Below are 18,336 nucleotides of genomic sequence, written 5' to 3'. Positions count from 1 at the left end.
CCCGCCCCGGTCGATCAACGCCATGAACTCACGCCGCTGCTGCTCTGTGTACTTCCGTGCCGGCATCCATCCCCCTCGTCATCAGTGTTGCGACGATCGCTGGAATCCAAGTCGTCCAGTGCTCCGTGATGTCCGTGAGCCACAGTCGGTTCGGCGCGTCAGCGCGGAACACGCGCTTGACGTAATCGTCGAACACGGGAGGGCCGGACTTCTTGCCCTTCCCGCGTCGCCGGCGTTGCGCAGAGGAGAGGATCCCGGCCTGCGAGCACAGCTTCCACGCCGTCCGCCTGCTCATTCGCCACCCCGCTCGCCGGGCTTCGTCAGCGAGGTATCGGTACCCGAACGTCGGGTCGTCGTGGTGCGCGTCGTGGAGCGCGTTGATCCGATACGCGCGGAGCACGTCCGCATCACGGACCGGGTCGTTGCGCCACCGGTAATAGGGCTGGCGGGCGAGCTTGAGAACCCGGCACGACACCGTCACGGGAATCCCCGCGTCGGCGAGCTCAGATACGAGCGGGTACGTCATTTTGGGGAGCCACCGAGGCGCAGGTTCGCCTGCGACAGATACGCCGCCGCACGGCGGAGGACCTCGTTTTCCTGCTCGAGCAACCGGATCCGCTTCTTCAACTCCCGAGACTCCGCGGCATCAGCAGCAGTTTGGCCAGGACGGTTGCCCTCCTCGACATCGGCCTGGCGGAGCCAGTTCTGCAGCGTTGCTTCGCTGATACCGAAGTCAGTGGCGATCTGCTTGATGGTGACGCCGCTCTCGCGGCGCCTCGCGACCGCGACAACGTCTTCGCGAAACTCTCTGGGATAGGGACCGGGCATGATGACATCCTCCCCGTCAGCGCCTCCCGGCACTAACGATCAGTTGTCACCAGTTCCTGCTTCACGCCCCAATTTCGTATTGGTTGCTTCGCGGTGTAGACGTCAAGACTGCCGCCGAGTGGTCTGGGCACAAGAACCCGACCGTGCTGCTGTCCACCTACGCTCATGTCCTCGGCATTGATGCCAACCGGGCAGCTCTCGCCCTTCTGGGCACACCTGCTGTCCCAGCGCTGTCCTGGGGCTCGGTTCCTGAAAGTTTGAACGGTCTCGACTAGTGCGCCACATAGCTTCATAAATTGTCGCTTATCAGCACTTTTGTTGCGGAGACGGAGGGATTTGAACCCTCGGTCCCCTTGCGAGGACTCCACCTTAGCAGGGTGGTGCACTAGGCCTGACTATGCGACGTCTCCAGGCGTGCGGCGGCAGAACCGCGCACGCACCCGGCAAGCATAACCGGTGGAGAGCGTGTGTCCGAAACCCGTTCGGCACCCGGGCGGGGCGCGTCATGGAGCGGTGGATGCCGCGGCCTCCGCATCGCGCGGGGCCGCGGCATCCGTCACTTCTTGAGGTTTCCGTCCGAGCAGGTCTCCTGCGCCGCCGTCTGACCCGAGATCGACGACGGAAGGGTCGCGGTCGGGTTCGGCGTCGTCGAGGTCGACGGCGTGCTCGTGGTCGACGGCGTCGACGTCGGCGTCGGGGTGGCCGACGGCGTGACCTCGATGACACCGCCGTTCTGGCCGACCTTGCCCGTCAGCTGCAGTGCCTCGTTGTTCTCGAGCGCTGTGAACAGCGCACTCGCCGCCGACGTGTTCGGCACGACCTTGTTGGGGTTCGAGGGGTCGGTGAGGGTGGGGTACTGCACGAACACGATGTCGCTGTACGGGACGCTCTTCAGGGCTGTCGCGAGCTGCACCAGCGTAATGGGGTTCGTGAGCGACTTGCTCGGCGTGATGTTCTTCACGACGATCGACGCGAGCTGCAGCAGGGTGGTCGGGTCGGACAGCGTTCCCGCGCTGATGAGCTTCTGCGCGAGGCGGGACATGTACTGCTGCTGGTTCGAGATGCGGCCGAGGTCACTGCCGTCGCCGATGCCGTGGCGGGTCCGGAGGAACTCCAGCGCCTGGATCCCCACGAGGTTGTGCATGCCGGGGCCGAGGTCGAGGCCGGTGTTGTTCGGGTCGTAGATGCGCCCCGACACACAGACATCGACGCCGCCGATCGCATCGGTGATCTGGATGACACCACCCCACGTGATCTTCGCCGCACCCTGGATCTGCATGCCAGTGAGAGAGGTGATTGTCTGCGCCACGCAGCCGAGGCCCGCCACCGAGTAGGTGGAGTTGAGCGGCTGCTTGCTCATCGCGGAGGTCTTCGTGCCGTCGTCACGGGTGCAGGAGGGGATCGGAAGCATCAGGTCGCGCGGGAAGGAGATGACCGTGACCCGACGCGGGTTGTCGGAGATGTGCACGACGATGTCGACGTCGTTGTTGATCGATCCGTCGTCGGCGCCGCTGCACCGGCCGGGGAACATCGCGGCGAAGTCGGGGAGGCACTCGTCGGTTCCGACGATCAGCAGGTTGTAGCCGCCCTGGATCGCACCGATGTCCGGCGGCACGCTGTCTTCGCCCGGGAGGGCGACCGCGTTGCTGACGTAGTCGGTCGTGAAGCTGTACACCGTGAAGCCGACGACGCCCACAACAGCGACCAGCACCGAGGCGACCGCGACCGCGAGGATCGTGAACAGCTGAGAGACGGGCCGCGGCGAGCGCAGCTGCCCGTGCCGGGCCACCGTGCGGCGGCGCGGCTGGGGAGTCGACGGTGTCACTCAGGTCCTCTCGGGGTCAGGGTCGGCCGGCGGCCGGTCCCTCGCTCCTCGGGCCGTTCGGGCAGCCGTCGGGATCTGCGGAGGGTGTGGGATTCGAACCCACGGGACATCTCTGCCCACTGGTTTTCAAGACCAGCTCCATCGGCCGCTCGGACAACCCTCCCGACACGTCCGCCGAAGCGGTCGAGTCGAACCGGCGACGAGTCTAGTCGACGAGGCTCGGCGGCAATTCTCGCAACGAAGCGCTGAGCGGTGCCTGAACGAAAGGTGCGTGTCGGCGATGAGTCGAACGGATGCCGCGGCTCACAGCGCGCGCAGCACCTGCGCGACCCCGCCGTCGGCGACCGATGCGGTCACCTCGCCGGCCGCCTCCCGCACCTCGTCGGGGCCTTGGCCCATCGCCACCGCGCGGCCACCGCCGGCGAGGGCCCAGGTGAACATGCCGATGTCGTTGCGACCGTCGCCCATCACGAGCACCCGGTCGGAGGCGACATCCAGCCAGGCGCGCACCTTCTCGAGCGCGGTCGACTTGTCGACCCCCTTCGGGGCGATGTCGAGCCAGGCCGTCCAGCCGACGGCGTACGACACCTGGTTCAGGCCGATGCGGGCGACGAGGTCGATGAAGTCGTGCTCGGTCTGCTCGGGAGAGACGACGACCACGCGGGTGACCGGCTCGGCGGCGAGCTCGTCGAAGCCGACACGCAACGCCCGCTCGAGCTGCCAGTCGTCGAGGTAGTCGGTGAACAGGCGACGTCCATCGGCGAGTTCGACAAGGTAGTGCGCGTCGGGCAGGTGCGCCTTCAGAAGCGTGAGCACCTCGGACGCGTCGAAGGTCTCCGCGTGGAAGCGCTCGTAGTCGCGGCGGTCGCCGATGCGCTTCATGATCATCGCCCCGTTCGAGCACACCACGTACTCGGGAAGGATCCGCAGAGCACGCACGATGCCGATCGTGCCCTCCCAACTGCGGCCCGTCGCCAGCATCACCCGGTGGCCGCGCGCCTGGGCGTCGGCGACCGCGTCGACGACGCCGGGACTCAGCGACTCGTCCTCGAGCAGCACCGTGCCGTCGATGTCGAGCACCACGAGGGCCCCCTCCGACACGGGGGCGCCGGGGGTGGCATCGGTCACGCGACCGGCTCCATGACCTCGAGCCCGCCGAGGTAGGGGCGCAGCACCTCGGGCACCGTCACCGAGCCGTCCGCGCGCTGGTGGGTCTCGAGCAGGGCGACGATCCAGCGGGTGGTCGCGAGCGTGCCGTTGAGGGTGGCCACGTGCTGCGCCTTCGCCGGCGCGCCCGACTCGACCGCCGGACGATACCGGATGTCGAGGCGACGCGCCTGGTACGTCGTGCAGTTCGACGTGCTCGTCAGCTCGCGGTACGAGCCCTGCGTGGGCACCCACGCCTCGACGTCGTACTTGCGTGCGGCACTCGAGCCGAGGTCGCCCGCGGCGACGTCGATGACCCGGTAGGAGAGGCCGAGGTCCTGCAGCATCCCCTCCTGCAGGGCCACGAGGCGCAGATGCTCCTCCTCGGCGGCCTCGGGAGTCGTGTAGACGAACATCTCGAGCTTGTTGAACTGGTGCACGCGGATGATGCCGCGGGTGTCCTTGCCGTACGAGCCCGCCTCGCTGCGGTAGCAGGTCGACCAGCCGGCGTAGCGCTTCGGCCCACGGTCGAGGTCGATGATCTCGCCCATGTGGTACCCGGCGAGCGGCACCTCGCTCGTGCCGACGAGATAGAGGTCCTGCTCGTCGAGGTGGTAGACCTCGGCGGAGTGCTTGCCGAGGAACCCGGTGCCGTGCATCACCTCGGGTCGCACGAGCGTCGGCGGGATGATCGGGGTGAATCCGGCCTGCAGCGCACGGTCGAGCGCGAGCGACATGATCGCGATCTCGAGACGCGCCCCGATGCCGGTGAGGAAGTAGAACCGGGCCCCGGAGACCTTGGCACCCCGCTCCATGTCGATCGCGCCCAGCTTCTCGCCGATCGCCAGGTGGTCGAGCGGTTCGAAGTCGAATGTCGGTTCGCCGCCGTGCGTGCGCAGGGTGACGAAGTCGTCCTCGCCGCCGGACGGCACCCCGTCGACCACGATGTTCTCGATGACCGCGAGAGCCTCGTCGGCGGATGCCTCGGCCTCCCCGACCGCGGCCTGCGCCTGCTTGACCTGTTCGCTGAGCGTCTTCGCCTCGGCGACGAGCGCCGCCTTCTCCTCCTTCGGAGCCTGGGCGACCTTCTTGCCGTGCGCGTTCTGCGCCGCGCGCAGCTCCTCGAACGTCGTGAGCGCCGCGCGCCGGGCGCGGTCCGCCGCGAGGGCGCGGTCGACGGTGTCGGGCGACTCACCGCGAGCCGTCTGGGAACGCTTGACCAGCTCGGGGTTGTCACGCAGAAGCGCCAGATCGATCACCCCACAAGTCTATGGGCGCGGGATGCAGCCTCGCCGGGCCGCAGGGCAGACCCCCCGCCGCTAGGGTGTGGATCATGACCGACCCGGTGCCCACGGTGCGGCGCGCGGCTCTCATCTACAACCCGGTGAAGGTGGATCGCGACCGGTTGCGCACGCAGGTCGTGCACTACTCGGGACGGGCCGGCTGGGAGTCGCCTCTCTTCTTCGAGACGACCGTCGGCGATGCCGGCTCCGGTCAGGCTCGTGCCGCGGTCGCGGCGGGAGCGTCGGTCGTGCTCGTGGCCGGCGGTGACGGCACCGTGAGAGCGGTCGCCGAGGCGATGGCCTACACCGGGATCCCCGTGACGATCGTCCCGAGCGGAACCGGGAACCTGCTCGCCCGCAACCTGCGCCTGACCCTCGACGACCCCGAACGGGTCATCTCCTCGGCCTTCGACGGCGAGATCCATCCGATCGACATCGGCCTGGCGCGGATGACCCGCCTCGACCACACCGTCGAGGAGGCGTCCTTCGTGGTCATGGCCGGCATGGGCCTCGACGCCGCGATGATCGCGAACACGCGCCCGCGCATGAAGAAGGCCGTCGGATGGGTGGCCTACGTCGACGGCGCCGCGCGCTCGCTGCCGAAGGCCGCGCCGTTCCGCATCGTCTACCAGCTCGACGACGACAAGCTCGCCAGCTCCCGCACCTACAGCGTCCTGTTCGCCAACTGCGGGTCACTGCCCGCCGGCATCGCCCTGATCCCGGACGCGTCGATCGCCGACGGCGCGCTGGATATCGTGCTCATCCAGCCCCGCGGGTTCTGGGGCTGGGCGGCCGTGTGGCGACGGGTCTGGTGGGACAACTCGGTGCTGCGCCGCTTCAAGGCCGGCCGGCTCGTGCTCGAGCGCCGCCGCGATCGGGCCGTGCGCTACCTCTCGGCGCACGGGATCGACACGCGCACCGAGACTCCGCAGGCCGTGCAGCTCGATGGCGACCACTTCGGCATCGCGATCGGGATCGACTGCCGCGTCGCCGAGGGGGCACTGCTCGTGACCGTGCCTCCGGGGCACGACGTCAGCCGCTGGTGACGGCGTCGCGACTCCACACGTGCGACCGCGCCGCGGCATCCCATCGCAGCGTGCCCTGACGGTGCATGTCGACGAACATCTGCACGTAGGCGGCCGGAGACGTCGCCGTCTGCGCCATGAGCGTGCGCGGCACGATGCAGGTGACGACGCCGTCGGCGCCGTGCACCCTCACGTGCGAGGTGAGCAGGATGCGCAGCGCGCGTTCGGGGTCGAGGCCCTTGCGTCGGGTCATGCCGCGCGCGATGCCCGGGAACTTCCATACCGGAATCGCCGTGACGAGGGAGGACGGGTGGATGTCACAGGGGACGGCGGTGATCGCGGCATCGAGGGACGACGTGCTCATACCGGTCAAGATCCGGATGACGGCATTCCATGTCGCGACCGGCCCCGGCCTCATCGGGATTCCGTAGGGTGGCACGGAGGACATCTCCCGCTCGCCGACGCGCACCGCCCGAACCGTGCGTGTCGCGACATGATCGCGCCCGACACGACTCCTGTCTGACAGGGGTGGGCGTCATGCGCCCGCGGGAGACGGACGGGGGAGGACATGGTCGACGACGCGCGCCGGAGTGACGCCGCACTGCTCCTGCAGGCGAGGGACGGCGATGCCGCGGCATGGGGGCAGCTCTGGAGCCGTCATCACCCCGCCGCGATCAGCGCCGCGCGAGCGCAGGGCGTGACAGAGGCGGACGCGGAGGATCTCGCACAGGAAGCGTTCGCCCGCGTGCAGGAGGCGGTGCAGCGGGGGAACGGGCCGACCGAGGCATTCCGTCCCTACCTGTTCACGACCGTGCGCCGGCTCGCATGGCGCCATCTCGAACGAGCCGGCGTCGAGCCCACGAGCGACCCGCGCGGGCTCGACGCCCTTGCCCCGACCGTCGACTCCCCCGAGGACCAGGCCGTCGCCCTGTCGGATCGCGACGCGATCGTGCGGGCGTTCCGGAGCCTCCCGATCGCCTGGCAGGAGGTGCTGTGGCTGACGGCCGTCGAGGGACGCGGGCCGCGTGACGCGGCGCCGCTGCTGGGCCTGCGCCCGACGGCGGTGGCGAATCTGAGTCGTCGCGCCCGTGAGGGTCTGAAGCGGGCGTGGATCACCGAGAACCTGCCGAGCGCGACAGGCCCCGAGTGCACGTGGACGAGGGAGCACCTCGCGGCACGGGTGCGACGGTCGGCCACGACGATGCAGAACGAGCGGATGTCTCGTCACCTCGCCGAGTGCGACGCGTGCCGCGCCCTGGCCGCCGAGGCGAGAGACCTGTCCCGGCATCTCGCACTCGTGCTGCTGCCGATCGTGTTCGGCGCGGGCGCAGCGGCGTTCGCCGCACTCTCGGGAGCTCCGGCGGCCGGTGGCGCCGCGGCCACCGCGTCGAGCGCAGGTGCCACGGCGAGCGGGGTGTCGGCGGGATCCGCGACCATCGCGACCTCGGCGATCGTCGGCGGATCGGTCGCCCTCGTCGGTGCCGTCGCGGCGGCCGCTGTGGCGGCCACGATGTTCGCGACGTCGGTGTCACCGCCTCCCGCTCCGCCCGCCGCCGCAGCCGTGCCGATGACCGACGACGGGCCGTCCGCCTCCCCTTCGATGCCCACCGCCGAGCCCGATCCCACCCCCGCCATACCGTCGCCGAGCCCGGCGGACCGCGGCCAGACCACCCCTTCGCGCGCGGCCGACCCGTCGCCCGAACCGGAGGCGGAGCCCTCGGCGAGCCCGATCCGAGACGCGAGCCCGACACCGATGCCGGCGCAGACGGCGAGCCCGACCCCGACGCCGACCCCAACGCCGACGCCGACGCCGACTCCCACTCCGACCCCGACTCCCACTCCGACCCCCACTCCGACTCCGACTCCGACTCCGACTCCGACTCCGACTCCCACGGTGCCGTCAGGAGTCGACGGGTCGACACCGACCGTTCCCGCCACACCGCAGTTCCGCGGCGGGCTGTGGGTCCACGGCGCCACAACCGACAGCCTCTTCTTCGCCGTCGACGTGCCGCCGGGAGCGACGGTGTCGGTCACCGCTCTCGATCGCACCGGCACCGAGGTGTTCCGACTCGGCAGCACGGTCTACGTCTCCGTCGACGGACTCGACCCGATCGCGCTCCGCCTGGCGACCATCACCGTCATCGCGACCGTCGACGGCCGGCTCTCGCGCCCCCTCGTGCTGAACATCGATCAGTTCACGTGAGCGAGCGGCGGGAGGCGGCATCCGCTGTCGGTGTCAACCCTCGGCAGCGGCCGCATCTCGGCCGTACGGTCATGGCATGACCTCGATCGTCTGGTTCCGCGACGACCTGCGCCTCGCCGACAACCCCGCCCTGCGCGCGGCCGTCGACCGCGGAGAACCGGTGATCGGCCTCTACGTGCTCGACACATCGGAGGAGGTGCGGCCCCTCGGCGGCGCGGCCCGCTGGTGGCTGCACCACTCGCTCGCCGACCTCGGAGAGCGCCTGCGCGAGCGCGGCGGCGCCCTCGTACTGCGCCGGGGCCGCGCTCGCGAGATGGTGCCGCAGGTCGTGCAGGATGCCGCGGCATCCGCCGTCTTCTGGAACCGCCGCTACGGCGGACCTGCGCGCGAGATGGACACCGCCCTGAAGGCACTGCTGCGGGACGACGGGGTCGAGGTCGCCTCGTTCGCCGCATCGCTGCTGTTCGAGCCGTGGACGGTGCGCACCGGGTCGGGCGGGCACTACGCCGTCTTCACGCCGTTCTGGCGCGCCTGCCTGCACTTGCCGGCGCCGCGCGCGCCGCTGCCCGAGCCCCGCGAGCTCGTCGCGCCGCAGGCGCTCCCCCGAAGCGACGCGCTCGACGACTGGGCGCTGCTGCCGACGAACCCCGACTGGGCGGGCGGGCTGCGCGAGACGTGGGAGCCGGGCGAGATCGCCGCGCGCCGGCGCCTTGCGCAGTTCCTCGCCGACGACGTGGACGACTACGACCGTGCGCGCGACGAGCCGGCCGCCGGCGTCACCTCGGGGCTGTCGCCGCGGCTGCGGTGGGGTGAGCTGAGCCCGCACCAGGTGTGGCATGCGGCCGCGGCATCCGGGAAGGACACCGGGCGGTTCCTCTCGGAGATCGGCTGGCGCGAGTTCTCCTGGCACACCCTCTTCCACGCCCCCGACCTGCACACCGAGAACCTGCGGCGCGAGTTCGACGCCTTCCCGTGGCCGCGGCCGCATCCGGCGGCGCTGCGGGCCTGGCAGCACGGCCGCACCGGCATCGCCCTGGTCGATGCCGGCATGCGGGAGCTGTGGCACACCGGGGTCATGCACAACCGGGTGCGGATGGTCGCGGCATCATTCCTCATCAAGAACCTGCTCATCGACTGGCGGCGCGGCGAGGAGTGGTTCTGGGACACACTCGTCGACGCCGACGAGGCGGCGAACCCGTTCAACTGGCAGTGGGTCGCGGGCTCCGGTGCCGACGCGGCACCCTACTTCCGCATCTTCAACCCCGAGACCCAGGCGCAGAAGTTCGACCCGCAGCACCGCTACATCGACCGCTGGGCGCCCGATTGGGCCGACGTGCCGCCGCTCGTCGACCTCGGCGACACGCGGCGCGCCGCCCTGGCGGCCTACGACGAGGTGAAGCGCTCCCGCGCCTGACGGCACGGGCGGCCGGGGAATGGATGCCGCGGCCTCCCCGTTGCAGCACACGATGAGCACCGCCCTTTCCGTCCTCGACCTCGTGCCCGTGCGCACCCACCAGACGAGCGCCGCGGCGGTCGCGGCATCCCTCTCGCTCGCCCACCGCGCCGACGAGCTCGGCTACACGCGCTACTGGTTCGCCGAGCACCACAACATGCCGGCCGTCGCCTCGACGACGCCGCCCGTGCTGATCGCCGCGGCCGCGGCCCGCACGTCGCGCATCCGGGTGGGTTCGGGCGGCGTCATGCTTCCCAACCACTCGCCGCTCGTCGTCGCCGAGCAGTTCGCGGCGCTCGAGGCCCTCGCGCCCGGCCGCATCGACCTCGGAATCGGGCGCGCGCCCGGCAGCGACCCGGTCATCACCCAGCTGCTGCACCGCTCGGGCACGACGAGCGACGTGGAGCGCTTCCCCGACCACATCCGCGACATCCTCTCGATCACGAGCCCGCAGGGCGCGACCGTGCAGTTCACCTCTGGTGGCACGTACGGTGTGACCGCCACCCCGGCCGCGACGTCGCAGCCGCAGGTGTGGCTGCTCGGGTCGAGCGACTACTCGGCGCAGCTCGCCGCCTCGATGGGCCTGCCGTACGTGTTCGCCAACCACTTCTCGGGCGACGGCCTCGAGCGCGCCCTGTCGCTGTACCGCGAGCAGTACCAGCCGAGCGAGCAGCACCCGGCACCCGTGACCTTCCTCACCGCCAACGTCGTCGCGGCCGACACCGCGGTCGAGGCAGCGGCACGCGCGCTGCCGCAGATCCGCATGATGGCGCGGCTGCGCTCGGGCCGCCCTCTCATCGCCCTCGAGACGGTCGAGCAGGCGGCCGCCGCCGAGGCCGAGGACGGCCTGTCGGCGCCTTTCCGGGCGTGGGCGGAATCGACCTGGTTCATCGGCCACGGCGACGACGTGCGCCGCCGCCTCTCCGATTTCGCGGCGCGACACGGGCTCGACGAGGTCATGATCTCGCCCGTCGCGGGCGCCCACGACGACGAGCCGATGGATGCCGCACCCGGCCGTGCCCGCACCCTCGAGCTGCTCGCGCCGCTCGCCGAGTGAGCGGGCGGGTCAGTCCTCCGGCTCGCCGCTCACGAGCCCGCGCAGCCAGTCCCGCGCCTCGACGAACACCTCGTCGGAGTAGCGGTCGGGGTAATGCACGATCGCGCGGTCTGCTCGGGCGTACGACCCGAGGAAGATCACCTTCGGACTGAACCGGCGCAGGCCCATGAGCGCGTCGGCCATGCGCTCATCACGGATGTGCCCATCGGCGTCGATCACGAAGCGGTAGCGGCCCAGCTCGTCGCCCACCGGACGCGAGGCCAGCAGCGAGAGGTTGATGCCACGGGTGGCGAACTGCTCGAGAAGTTCGAGCAGCGCGCCGGGGTGGTCCTCGGGGAGCTCGACGATGAGCGAGGTCTTGTCGGCACCCGTCGGCGCCGGCGGTGCGACCGTGCGGCTGACCAGCACGAACCGGGTCACGGCGTTGGGGTTGTCGCCGATGTCCTCGGCGAGCACCTCGAGTTCGTGATGCTCGGTGATGCCCGGCGGGGCGATGGCCGCGTCCGCGGGACTCGACCCGTCGAGCAGCCCCAGCGCGCTGGCCACGTTGCTCGCCGCGGGAAGGTGCGCGTGCGCCGGAAGGGTCTCGCTCAACCAGCGCAGGCTCTGCGCGTAGGCGACCGGGTGGGCCGCGATCAGCGACACGTCCTCGAGCCGGCTGCCGGGGCGGCCGACCAGCACGAAACGCACCGGGACGAGGTATTCGCCCACGATGCGCAGGCCCGGCGTCGTCGCGAGGGCATCCTGCGCGGTGGAGACGCCACCGTCGACCGAGTTCTCGATCGCGATCATCGCTGCGTCGGACCGCCCCTCGACGACGTCGGCGAGCGCCTCGCCCACATTGCGCACGGGGCGCCACACGTGCTCGCGCGCCTCCGGCACCTGGGCGAGGGCGGCCTCCGTGAAGGTTCCGGCGGGGCCGAGGTAGCTGTAGGTGCGGCGAGGGGCATCGGCCTCGGGCGCGTCGATCGTCACGGGGACACAGCCTAGCCGCGCAGAACATGCGCGCGGGTGTCAGACTGTGCGCATGAGCCGCGCTGGACAGCCCGCCGAAGCATCCGATCTGATCGACGTCGATGAACTGATCTCCGCCTACTACGACCGCATCCCCGACCCGACCGTGCCGGAGCAGCGGGTCGCCTTCGGCACCAGCGGGCACCGCGGCTCGAGCCTGTCGACGAGCTTCACCGAGACCCACATCCTCGCGACCACCCAGGCGATCGTCGACTACCGCGCCGCGCAGGGCATCGCCGGGCCCCTCTTCCTCGGGCGCGACACCCACGGCCTGAGCCTTCCCGCCGAGCGCACCGCCGTCGAAGTGCTGGTCGCGAACGGCGTCGACGTGCGCGTCGACTCCCGCGACTCGTGGGTGCCGACCCCGGCACTCAGCCACGCCATCCTCACCTACAACCGGGGCCGCGAGGATTCCGACCCGGGTCGAGCGGACGGCATCGTCGTCACCCCGAGCCACAACCCGCCCCGCGACGGCGGCTTCAAGTACAACCCGCCCCACGGCGGTCCCGCCGACACCGACGCGACCGGATGGATCGCCGACCGCGCGAACGCCCTCATCGCCGACGGGCTCGAGGGCGTGCGCCGCACGCGCTACTCCGACATCGACGGCGACGCGCTCGGCGAGTACGACTTCCGTGAGGCGTACGTGCGCGACCTCGACTCGATCATCGACATCGCCGCCATCAAGAAGGCCGGCGTCCGCATCGGCGCCGACCCGCTGGGCGGGGCCTCGGTCGACTACTGGGCGCTGATCGCCGAGCACTACGGGATCGACCTCACCGTCGTGAACCCCGAGGTCGACCCCACCTGGAGGTTCATGACCCTCGACTGGGACGAGAAGATCCGGATGGACCCCTCCTCCCCCTCGGCGATGGCCTCGCTCGTCGCCCGCCGCGACGAGTACGACCTGCTCACCGGCAACGACGCCGACGCCGACCGCCACGGCATCGTCACCCCCGATGCGGGCCTCATGAACCCGAACCACTACCTGGCGGTCGCGATCGACTACCTGTTCTCGCACCGTCCCGGCTGGTCGGATGCCGCGGCCGTCGGCAAGACGCTCGTCTCGTCGATGATCATCGACCGGGTGGTCGAGGCGCTCGGCCGCGACCTGTACGAGGTTCCGGTCGGGTTCAAGTGGTTCGTGCCGGGCCTGCTCGACGGGTCGGTCGCGTTCGGCGGCGAGGAGTCGGCGGGCGCGTCGTTCCTGCGCATGGACGGCAGCGTCTGGACGACCGACAAGGACGGCATCCTGCTGTGTCTGCTCGCCGCCGAGATCCTCGCGGTCACCGGGAAGACCCCGTCGCAGCGCTACGCCGAGCTCGAGGAGACCTACGGGTCGTCGGTCTACCAGCGCGTGGATGCCGCGGCCACCCCGTCCCAGAAGGCGGCGCTCGCGAAGCTCTCCCCCGAGGCGGTCACCGCGACCACCCTCGCCGGCGAGGAGATCGTGGCCAAGCTGTCGCACGCGCCCGGCAACGGTGCGGCGATCGGCGGGCTGAAGGTCGTCACCGAGCACGCCTGGTTCGCGGCGCGCCCGTCGGGCACGGAGGACGTCTACAAGCTCTACGCCGAGTCGCTGCGCGGAGAGGCGCACCTGCGCGAGGTGCAGGAGCAGGCGCGCGAGGTCGTCACGGCCGCGCTCGGCGGCTGAGCCGCGGCATCCGTCTGAGCGCAGCACCGGCGCGGACGCGAGCATCGGGCGCGCCTGCCAGGATGGACGCATGAGCTGGCTTGTCACCGGCGGTGCCGGATACATCGGTGCCCACATCGTCCGCGCCCTCGCCACCGACGGGCTGACCCCCGTCGTGCTCGACGACCTGTCGAGCGGCGTCGCCTCCTTCGTGCCCGACGGCGTCGCGTTCGTGCGGGGCTCGATCCTCGACCGCGAGCTGGTCGAGAGCGCGTTGCGGGATCATGACGTGACGGGGGTCATCCACGTCGCCGGCTACAAGTACGCGGGCGTCTCCGTGCAGCGTCCCCTGCACACGTACGAGCAGAACGTCGACGGCACGCGTGTCGTGCTCGCCGCGATGGCGGCGGCGAACGTCACCAACCTCGTGTTCTCGTCGAGCGCCGCCGTCTACGGCACCCCCGACGTTCCGCTCGTCACCGAGGACCTGCCCAAACGCCCCGCGTCGCCCTACGGCGAGTCGAAGCTGATCGGCGAGTGGCTGATCCGTGACCAGGGGATCGCGACGGCCGGGACGGAGCATCCGCTGCGGCACACCTCTCTGCGCTACTTCAACGTCGTCGGATCGGGCGACCCGAGCGTGTACGACGTGAGCCCCCACAACCTGTTCCCGATCGTCTTCGAGAAGCTGATCGCCGGCGAGGTGCCCCGCATCAACGGTGACGACTACGACACCCCGGACGGCACGAACGTGCGCGACTATGTGCACGTCGCGGACATCGCCTCAGCCCATGTCGTCGCCGCGCGACGGCTGGCCGCCGGAGAACCGGTCGAGCCGGCCTACAACCTCGGCTCCCAGAACGGCCTGTCGGTCAAGGAGATCATGACCGCCGTGGCCCGCGTGACGGGCGTCGACTTCGCCCCTGAGATCGGGCCGCGGCGCAGCGGCGACCCCGATCGCATCGTCGCGACCGGAGACCTGGCCGCACGCGACCTCGACTGGCGCATGCGCTACACCGTCGATGAGATGGTGCGCTCGGGCTGGGACGCCCGCCGCGCGGCGACCGCGACCGCGTGAGCGACCGCGCCGGTGTCGTCACCACCGCCGACGGCGCCGACCTCGCCTGGCGTCAGACCGGCGCCGGGACGCGCGAACTGCTGCTGATCGCCGGCCAAGGGGTGAGCGTGACGTCGTGGGATCCGGTGCTGCCCGCACTCACCGCTGTCGGGCGAGTCACTGTCTACGACCACCGCGGGATCGGCGGGAGCACGGTGGGCGAGGCGACCGAATGGTCGACGCGGTCGCTCGCCCGCGATGCGGCCACCGTGATCGAGGCACTCGACATCGCGCCCGCGGCGGTGATCGGGCACTCGATGGGGGGCCGGGTCGCGCAGTGGCTCGCCATCGACCGCCCGGAGCTCGTCGACCGGCTCGTGCTGGTGTCGACGACGGGCGGCGATGCGCGGGGGATGCGCCGAGAGGATGCCGCCACCTCCGCGCTCGCGAACGGCACCGGCGATGTGCTCGCGCCCTATTTCTTCTCCGACGCCTACATCGCCGACAATCCACACGCGATCTCGCTGTTCACCCGCCGCGACGCGGCGATCCCGGTGCGCCGGGGCCACTTCCAGGCGTCGTCGACGCACGACGCGTGGGATGAGCTCGCGCGCATCACGGCGCCCACGCTCGTCGTGCACGGCGCCGACGACCGCATCACGCCTCCCGAGAACGGGCGGCGCGTGGCGGCATCCGTTCCCGGCGCCACCCTGGTCGAGGTGCCCGGCGCCCGTCACGCCCCGCAGCTCGACACCGAGGCCGCCCTCACGGCGATCGTCGACTTCGTGCGCGGCTGAGCGCCGACCGGGCGCCGCCCGCACGGCGCCGGCAGGCCGTGCCCGGCGCCGCCGCGTCAGCGCAGGGCCGGCACGACCTCGCGCTCGAACAGGTCGACACCGGTGCGGTCGTAGGCGTGCTCGGGGAAGTAGTGGATCGCGTACGCAAGTCCCTCGGCCTGCAGCGCGCGCAGCCGCTCGACGATCATCGCGGGCGTACCCACGAGCGCCGCGCCCGAGCGGTATTCGGCCATGTAGCCGCCGATCGCGTCACCGAGGTAGGGCGCGAGCCGCGCCTCGATCGCGTCGAGTCGGTCGGCGACCTCCGCATCGGTCGCCGCGACGACGGTCGAGAAGTTGGCGCTCAGCGTGATCTCGCGCGGGTCGCGCCCGATCGCCGCGCAGTGAGAATGCAGGATGTCGCGCTTGCGCACGAATGTCTCGGGATCGGAGCTGAAGTTCGTGTACTGCGCGTGCTTCGCGGCGATCTTCAGCGTGACCTTCTCGCCGCCGCCGGCGACCCACAACGGGATGCCGCCCTGCTGCAGCGGAAGCGGGCGCACGATCGCGCCGTCGACCTGGTACTCGCGACCCGAGAACGTGACCTCGCCGTCCCGCCACGCACGCGTCATGATCTCCACGCCCTCGCCGAGCTGACGCAGTCGCTGCGGGGCATCCGGGAATCCGTAGCCGTATGCGCGCCATTCGTGCTCGTACCAGCCGGCGCCGATGCCCATCTCGAGACGCCCGCCCGAGATCACATCGACCGTCGCGGCGACCTTCGCGAGGTAGGCCGGATTGCGGTAGCCGGTGCACGTGCACATCTGGCCGAGACGGATGCGGCCGGTCGAGGCCGCGAACGCCGACATCAGCGTCCACGCCTCGTGGGTGGCCTCCTCGCTCGGCACCGGAACGGTGTGGAAGTGGTCGTAGACCCAGATGGACTCCCAGGCGGTGCCCTCGTCCGCGCGCTGCGCGAGCGAGGCCATCACCCGCCAATGGTCCGCGGGATCGATGTCGACGAGGTCGTGACGCCAGCCTTGGGGGATGAAGATTCCGAAACGCACCGAACCAGGTTAGGGCCGGGCGCCGCTCATGGCACGTCGGTCGCGAGGCGGGCCCGGGGCATCCGCGCCCTCATCACCGCGATCGCCTCGGGGTTGTCGTCGACGAGCACCGCGTGGCGGCCGAGGGCCGCTGCCACCGCCCCGGTCGTTCCGCTGCCGGCGAAGAGGTCGAGAACGGTGTCGCCCGGCCGGCTGGATGCCGCGACGATCCGCCGCAGCACCCCCTCGGGCTTCTGCGTGGGATACCCGGTCTTCTCCCGCCCGGTCGTCGGCACGATCGTGTGCCACCAGACGTCCGTCGGGAGCTTGCCGCGCGCGGCCTTCTCGGGGGTGACGAGCCCGGGCGCCATGTAGGGCTCACGGTCGACCGCGTCGGCGTCGAACCAGTACCGGGCGGGATCCTTCACGTAGACGAGGATCGTGTCGTGCTTCGGCGGCCAGCGGCGGCGCGTCTTGCCGCCGTAGTCGTAGGCCCAGACGATCTCGTTGAGGAAGTGTTCGCGACCGACGAGGGCGTCGAGCAGCACCTTCGCGTAGTGCACCTCGCGGTAGTCGAGGTGGAGGTACAGCGTGCCGTCGTCGGCGAGCAGTCGCCACGCCTCGACGAGCCGCGGCTCGAGGAACCCCCAGTAGTCGTCGAACCTGTCGTCGTAGGTGCGCAGGTCGCCGCGGAGCCGCTCATAGTCGCGACCGTGGAAGCCGCGGCGGGTCGCGGCATCCGTCTCACCCTCGGCGTCGCGCGCCCACGTCACCGTCTCGACGGCACGGGTGCGTTCGCGCCCGGTGTTGAACGGCGGGTCGAGGTAGACGACGGTGAAGGCGCCGGCCGGCAATGAGCGTGCGACCTCGAGGTTGTCGCCCTGATGGATGACGACGTCGCCGGTCACGGCACCCGGTGCAGCCATGCGTCCGTCGCGAACTTCGACGCGACGAGCGCCTCGGCCTCGGCGTATTCCTCTTCGGTGATATGTCCGGCGTGGGCGCCGTAGAGGTTTGTGAAGGTGTCGATGAAGCGGTCGATGATCTCCTCGCGCGACAGCCCCGTCTGGCTCCGCAGCGGGTCGACGCGCTTGGCCGCGGAGACCGTGCCCTTGTCGCTCAGCTTCTCCCGGCCGATGCGCAGCACCTCGGTCATCACCTGGCCGTCCATGTCGTAGCTGAGGGTCGCGTGATGCAGCACGCTGCCGTTCGCGAGCCGCTTCTGCGCGGCGCCGCCGATCTTCCCGTGCGGGCCGGTGATGTCGTTGAGGGGCTGGTAGACCGCGTCGATGCCGAGTGAGCGCAGCGCCATAAGCACCCAGTCGTCGAGGAACGCGTAGGAGTCGGCGAACGTCATGCCCGCCACGAGCGTCGCCGGCACGTAGAGCGAGTACGTCACGATCGAGTTCGCGCCCATGAGCATCGCGCCGCCGCCCGAGATGCGGCGCACGACATCGAAGCCGTGACGCGCGGCGCCCGCCGGATCGACCTCGTTTCGCAGCGACTGGAACGAGCCGATCACGACGGCCGACTCGTCCCACTCCCACAGGCGCAGGGTGGGAGCGCGGCGCCCATCGCCGACGCGGGTCGTGAGCACCTCGTCGAGCGCGAGGTTCATGCGCGGCGACACCGGTCCGTCGTGCACCACCTCCCAGTCGAAGTCCTTCCAGCCCGGAGCCCGCACGAGCGCCCGGCGCACGACGGTGCCGATCGACTCGGGCGTGAAGCCGAGCAGCTGGGCTCCCTCGGGAAGGGCCGATCGCACCGCCTGCGCGATGGCCGCGGCATCCGTCTCTTCGGGGAGGCCGTTCAGCGCGGCGTCGATCGAGGCGAGCGCATCGTCGGGCTCGAGGAAGAAGTCGCCCGCGACGTGGGCGTTCGCGATGCGGCCATGTTCGACGTCGAGGTCGACGACGACCAGCTTGCCCCCCGGGACCTTGTACTCACCGTGCACGGCTCTCAGCCTAGAACGACGACGGATGCCGCGGCC

General features: G+C 70.7%; 17 protein-coding genes and 2 tRNA genes. 7 read left to right on the top strand and 12 right to left on the bottom strand.

What is annotated here, in order from left to right; genetic code table 11:
• Positions 1–28: 28 nt before the first annotated feature.
• From FFS51_RS13160 to serS, 7 genes are all read right to left on the bottom strand, one after another.
• Positions 29–526: an IS3 family transposase gene (locus FFS51_RS13160; RefSeq protein WP_137878610.1), complete on the bottom strand. Its 498-nt coding sequence runs from the start codon at positions 524–526 to the stop codon at positions 29–31.
• Positions 523–828 carry a transposase gene (locus FFS51_RS14840; RefSeq protein ID WP_212742823.1) on the bottom strand — a complete coding sequence of 102 codons (306 nt, stop codon included), beginning with the start codon at positions 826–828 and terminating at the stop codon, positions 523–525. Before FFS51_RS14840 ends, FFS51_RS13160 begins: the two co-directional genes overlap by 4 nt.
• Positions 829–1,149: 321 nt before the next feature.
• Positions 1,150–1,238 (bottom strand) — tRNA-Ser (locus FFS51_RS13150).
• 146 nt (positions 1,239–1,384) lie between these two features.
• On the bottom strand, positions 1,385–2,653 hold the full coding sequence (locus FFS51_RS13145; protein ID WP_249352730.1) for an LCP family protein: 1,269 nt from the start codon (positions 2,651–2,653) through the stop codon (positions 1,385–1,387).
• A 78-nt stretch (positions 2,654–2,731) separates the two neighbouring features.
• A tRNA-Ser gene (locus FFS51_RS13140) sits at positions 2,732–2,816 on the bottom strand.
• 140 nt (positions 2,817–2,956) lie between these two features.
• Positions 2,957–3,781, bottom strand: a complete 825-nt coding sequence (locus FFS51_RS13135) for an HAD family hydrolase (protein ID WP_048809156.1) — start codon at positions 3,779–3,781, stop codon at positions 2,957–2,959.
• Positions 3,778–5,058, bottom strand: coding sequence for a serine--tRNA ligase (gene serS / locus FFS51_RS13130; RefSeq protein WP_045247097.1), 1,281 nt, complete (start codon positions 5,056–5,058; stop codon positions 3,778–3,780). Before serS ends, FFS51_RS13135 begins: the two co-directional genes overlap by 4 nt.
• Positions 5,059–5,132: 74 nt before the next feature.
• Between serS and FFS51_RS13125 the strand changes: the two genes are divergently transcribed.
• Positions 5,133–6,128, top strand: coding sequence for a diacylglycerol/lipid kinase family protein (locus FFS51_RS13125; protein ID WP_137878609.1), 996 nt, complete (start codon positions 5,133–5,135; stop codon positions 6,126–6,128).
• Here the strand turns inward: FFS51_RS13125 and FFS51_RS13120 are convergent.
• On the bottom strand, positions 6,115–6,471 hold the full coding sequence (locus tag FFS51_RS13120; protein WP_045247095.1) for a hypothetical protein: 357 nt from the start codon (positions 6,469–6,471) through the stop codon (positions 6,115–6,117). The genes FFS51_RS13125 and FFS51_RS13120 overlap by 14 nt on opposite strands.
• A gap of 204 nt (positions 6,472–6,675) precedes the next feature.
• Here FFS51_RS13120 and FFS51_RS14980 point away from each other — a divergent pair, with 204 nt between their 5' ends.
• The 3 genes from FFS51_RS14980 (at position 6,676) to FFS51_RS13105 (ending at position 10,820) form a co-directional block, all read left to right on the top strand.
• Positions 6,676–8,310 carry a sigma-70 family RNA polymerase sigma factor gene (locus tag FFS51_RS14980; RefSeq protein WP_137878608.1) on the top strand — a complete coding sequence of 545 codons (1,635 nt, stop codon included), beginning with the start codon at positions 6,676–6,678 and terminating at the stop codon, positions 8,308–8,310.
• Between the two features lie 76 nt (positions 8,311–8,386).
• Positions 8,387–9,724, top strand: coding sequence for a cryptochrome/photolyase family protein (locus FFS51_RS13110; protein ID WP_137878607.1), 1,338 nt, complete (start codon positions 8,387–8,389; stop codon positions 9,722–9,724).
• Between the two features lie 52 nt (positions 9,725–9,776).
• Positions 9,777–10,820, top strand: a complete 1,044-nt coding sequence (locus tag FFS51_RS13105) for an MsnO8 family LLM class oxidoreductase (RefSeq protein ID WP_137878606.1) — start codon at positions 9,777–9,779, stop codon at positions 10,818–10,820.
• A gap of 9 nt (positions 10,821–10,829) precedes the next feature.
• On the opposite strand, the gene pheA is transcribed toward FFS51_RS13105, so the two are convergent.
• Entirely contained in the window at positions 10,830–11,795 is a 966-nt protein-coding gene (gene pheA, locus FFS51_RS13100; RefSeq protein WP_235557410.1) for a prephenate dehydratase, read from the bottom strand.
• A 52-nt stretch (positions 11,796–11,847) separates the two neighbouring features.
• Here pheA and pgm point away from each other — a divergent pair, with 52 nt between their 5' ends.
• The 3 genes from pgm to FFS51_RS13085 all read left to right on the top strand — a co-directional run bounded on the left by pgm (position 11,848) and on the right by FFS51_RS13085 (position 15,321).
• Entirely contained in the window at positions 11,848–13,488 is a 1,641-nt protein-coding gene (pgm, locus tag FFS51_RS13095; protein WP_137878605.1) for a phosphoglucomutase (alpha-D-glucose-1,6-bisphosphate-dependent), read from the top strand.
• Between the two features lie 70 nt (positions 13,489–13,558).
• The gene (gene galE / locus FFS51_RS13090) at positions 13,559–14,545 is read left to right on the top strand and encodes a UDP-glucose 4-epimerase GalE (RefSeq protein WP_137878604.1); all 987 of its coding nucleotides are present in this window, start codon (positions 13,559–13,561) and stop codon (positions 14,543–14,545) included.
• The gene (locus tag FFS51_RS13085; RefSeq protein WP_171006196.1) at positions 14,542–15,321 is read left to right on the top strand and encodes an alpha/beta fold hydrolase; all 780 of its coding nucleotides are present in this window, start codon (positions 14,542–14,544) and stop codon (positions 15,319–15,321) included. Before galE ends, FFS51_RS13085 begins: the two co-directional genes overlap by 4 nt.
• A 56-nt stretch (positions 15,322–15,377) precedes the next feature.
• Here FFS51_RS13085 and FFS51_RS13080 read toward each other — a convergent pair whose 3' ends face one another.
• The 3 genes from FFS51_RS13080 to lplAB are packed head-to-tail and all read right to left on the bottom strand — an operon-like array spanning position 15,378 to position 18,300.
• Positions 15,378–16,367, bottom strand: a complete 990-nt coding sequence (locus tag FFS51_RS13080; RefSeq protein ID WP_045246478.1) for an LLM class F420-dependent oxidoreductase — start codon at positions 16,365–16,367, stop codon at positions 15,378–15,380.
• A gap of 26 nt (positions 16,368–16,393) precedes the next feature.
• Positions 16,394–17,272 (bottom strand): DNA-methyltransferase, encoded by an 879-nt coding sequence (locus tag FFS51_RS13075; RefSeq protein WP_137878602.1) that lies wholly within the window; start codon positions 17,270–17,272, stop codon positions 16,394–16,396.
• Positions 17,251–18,300: a lipoate-protein ligase LplAB gene (gene lplAB / locus FFS51_RS13070; RefSeq protein ID WP_137878601.1), complete on the bottom strand. Its 1,050-nt coding sequence runs from the start codon at positions 18,298–18,300 to the stop codon at positions 17,251–17,253. The genes FFS51_RS13075 and lplAB overlap by 22 nt, the downstream gene beginning before the upstream one ends.
• Between the last annotated feature and the right edge of the window lie 36 nt (positions 18,301–18,336).

Origin of the sequence: Microbacterium sp. 4NA327F11 (assembly GCF_005503465.1) — a bacterium.
Classification (GTDB): domain Bacteria; phylum Actinomycetota; class Actinomycetes; order Actinomycetales; family Microbacteriaceae; genus Microbacterium; species Microbacterium ginsengisoli.
Note: the sequence above shows the minus strand (reverse complement) of the source record. Positions and strands in the feature narration are given on the sequence as shown.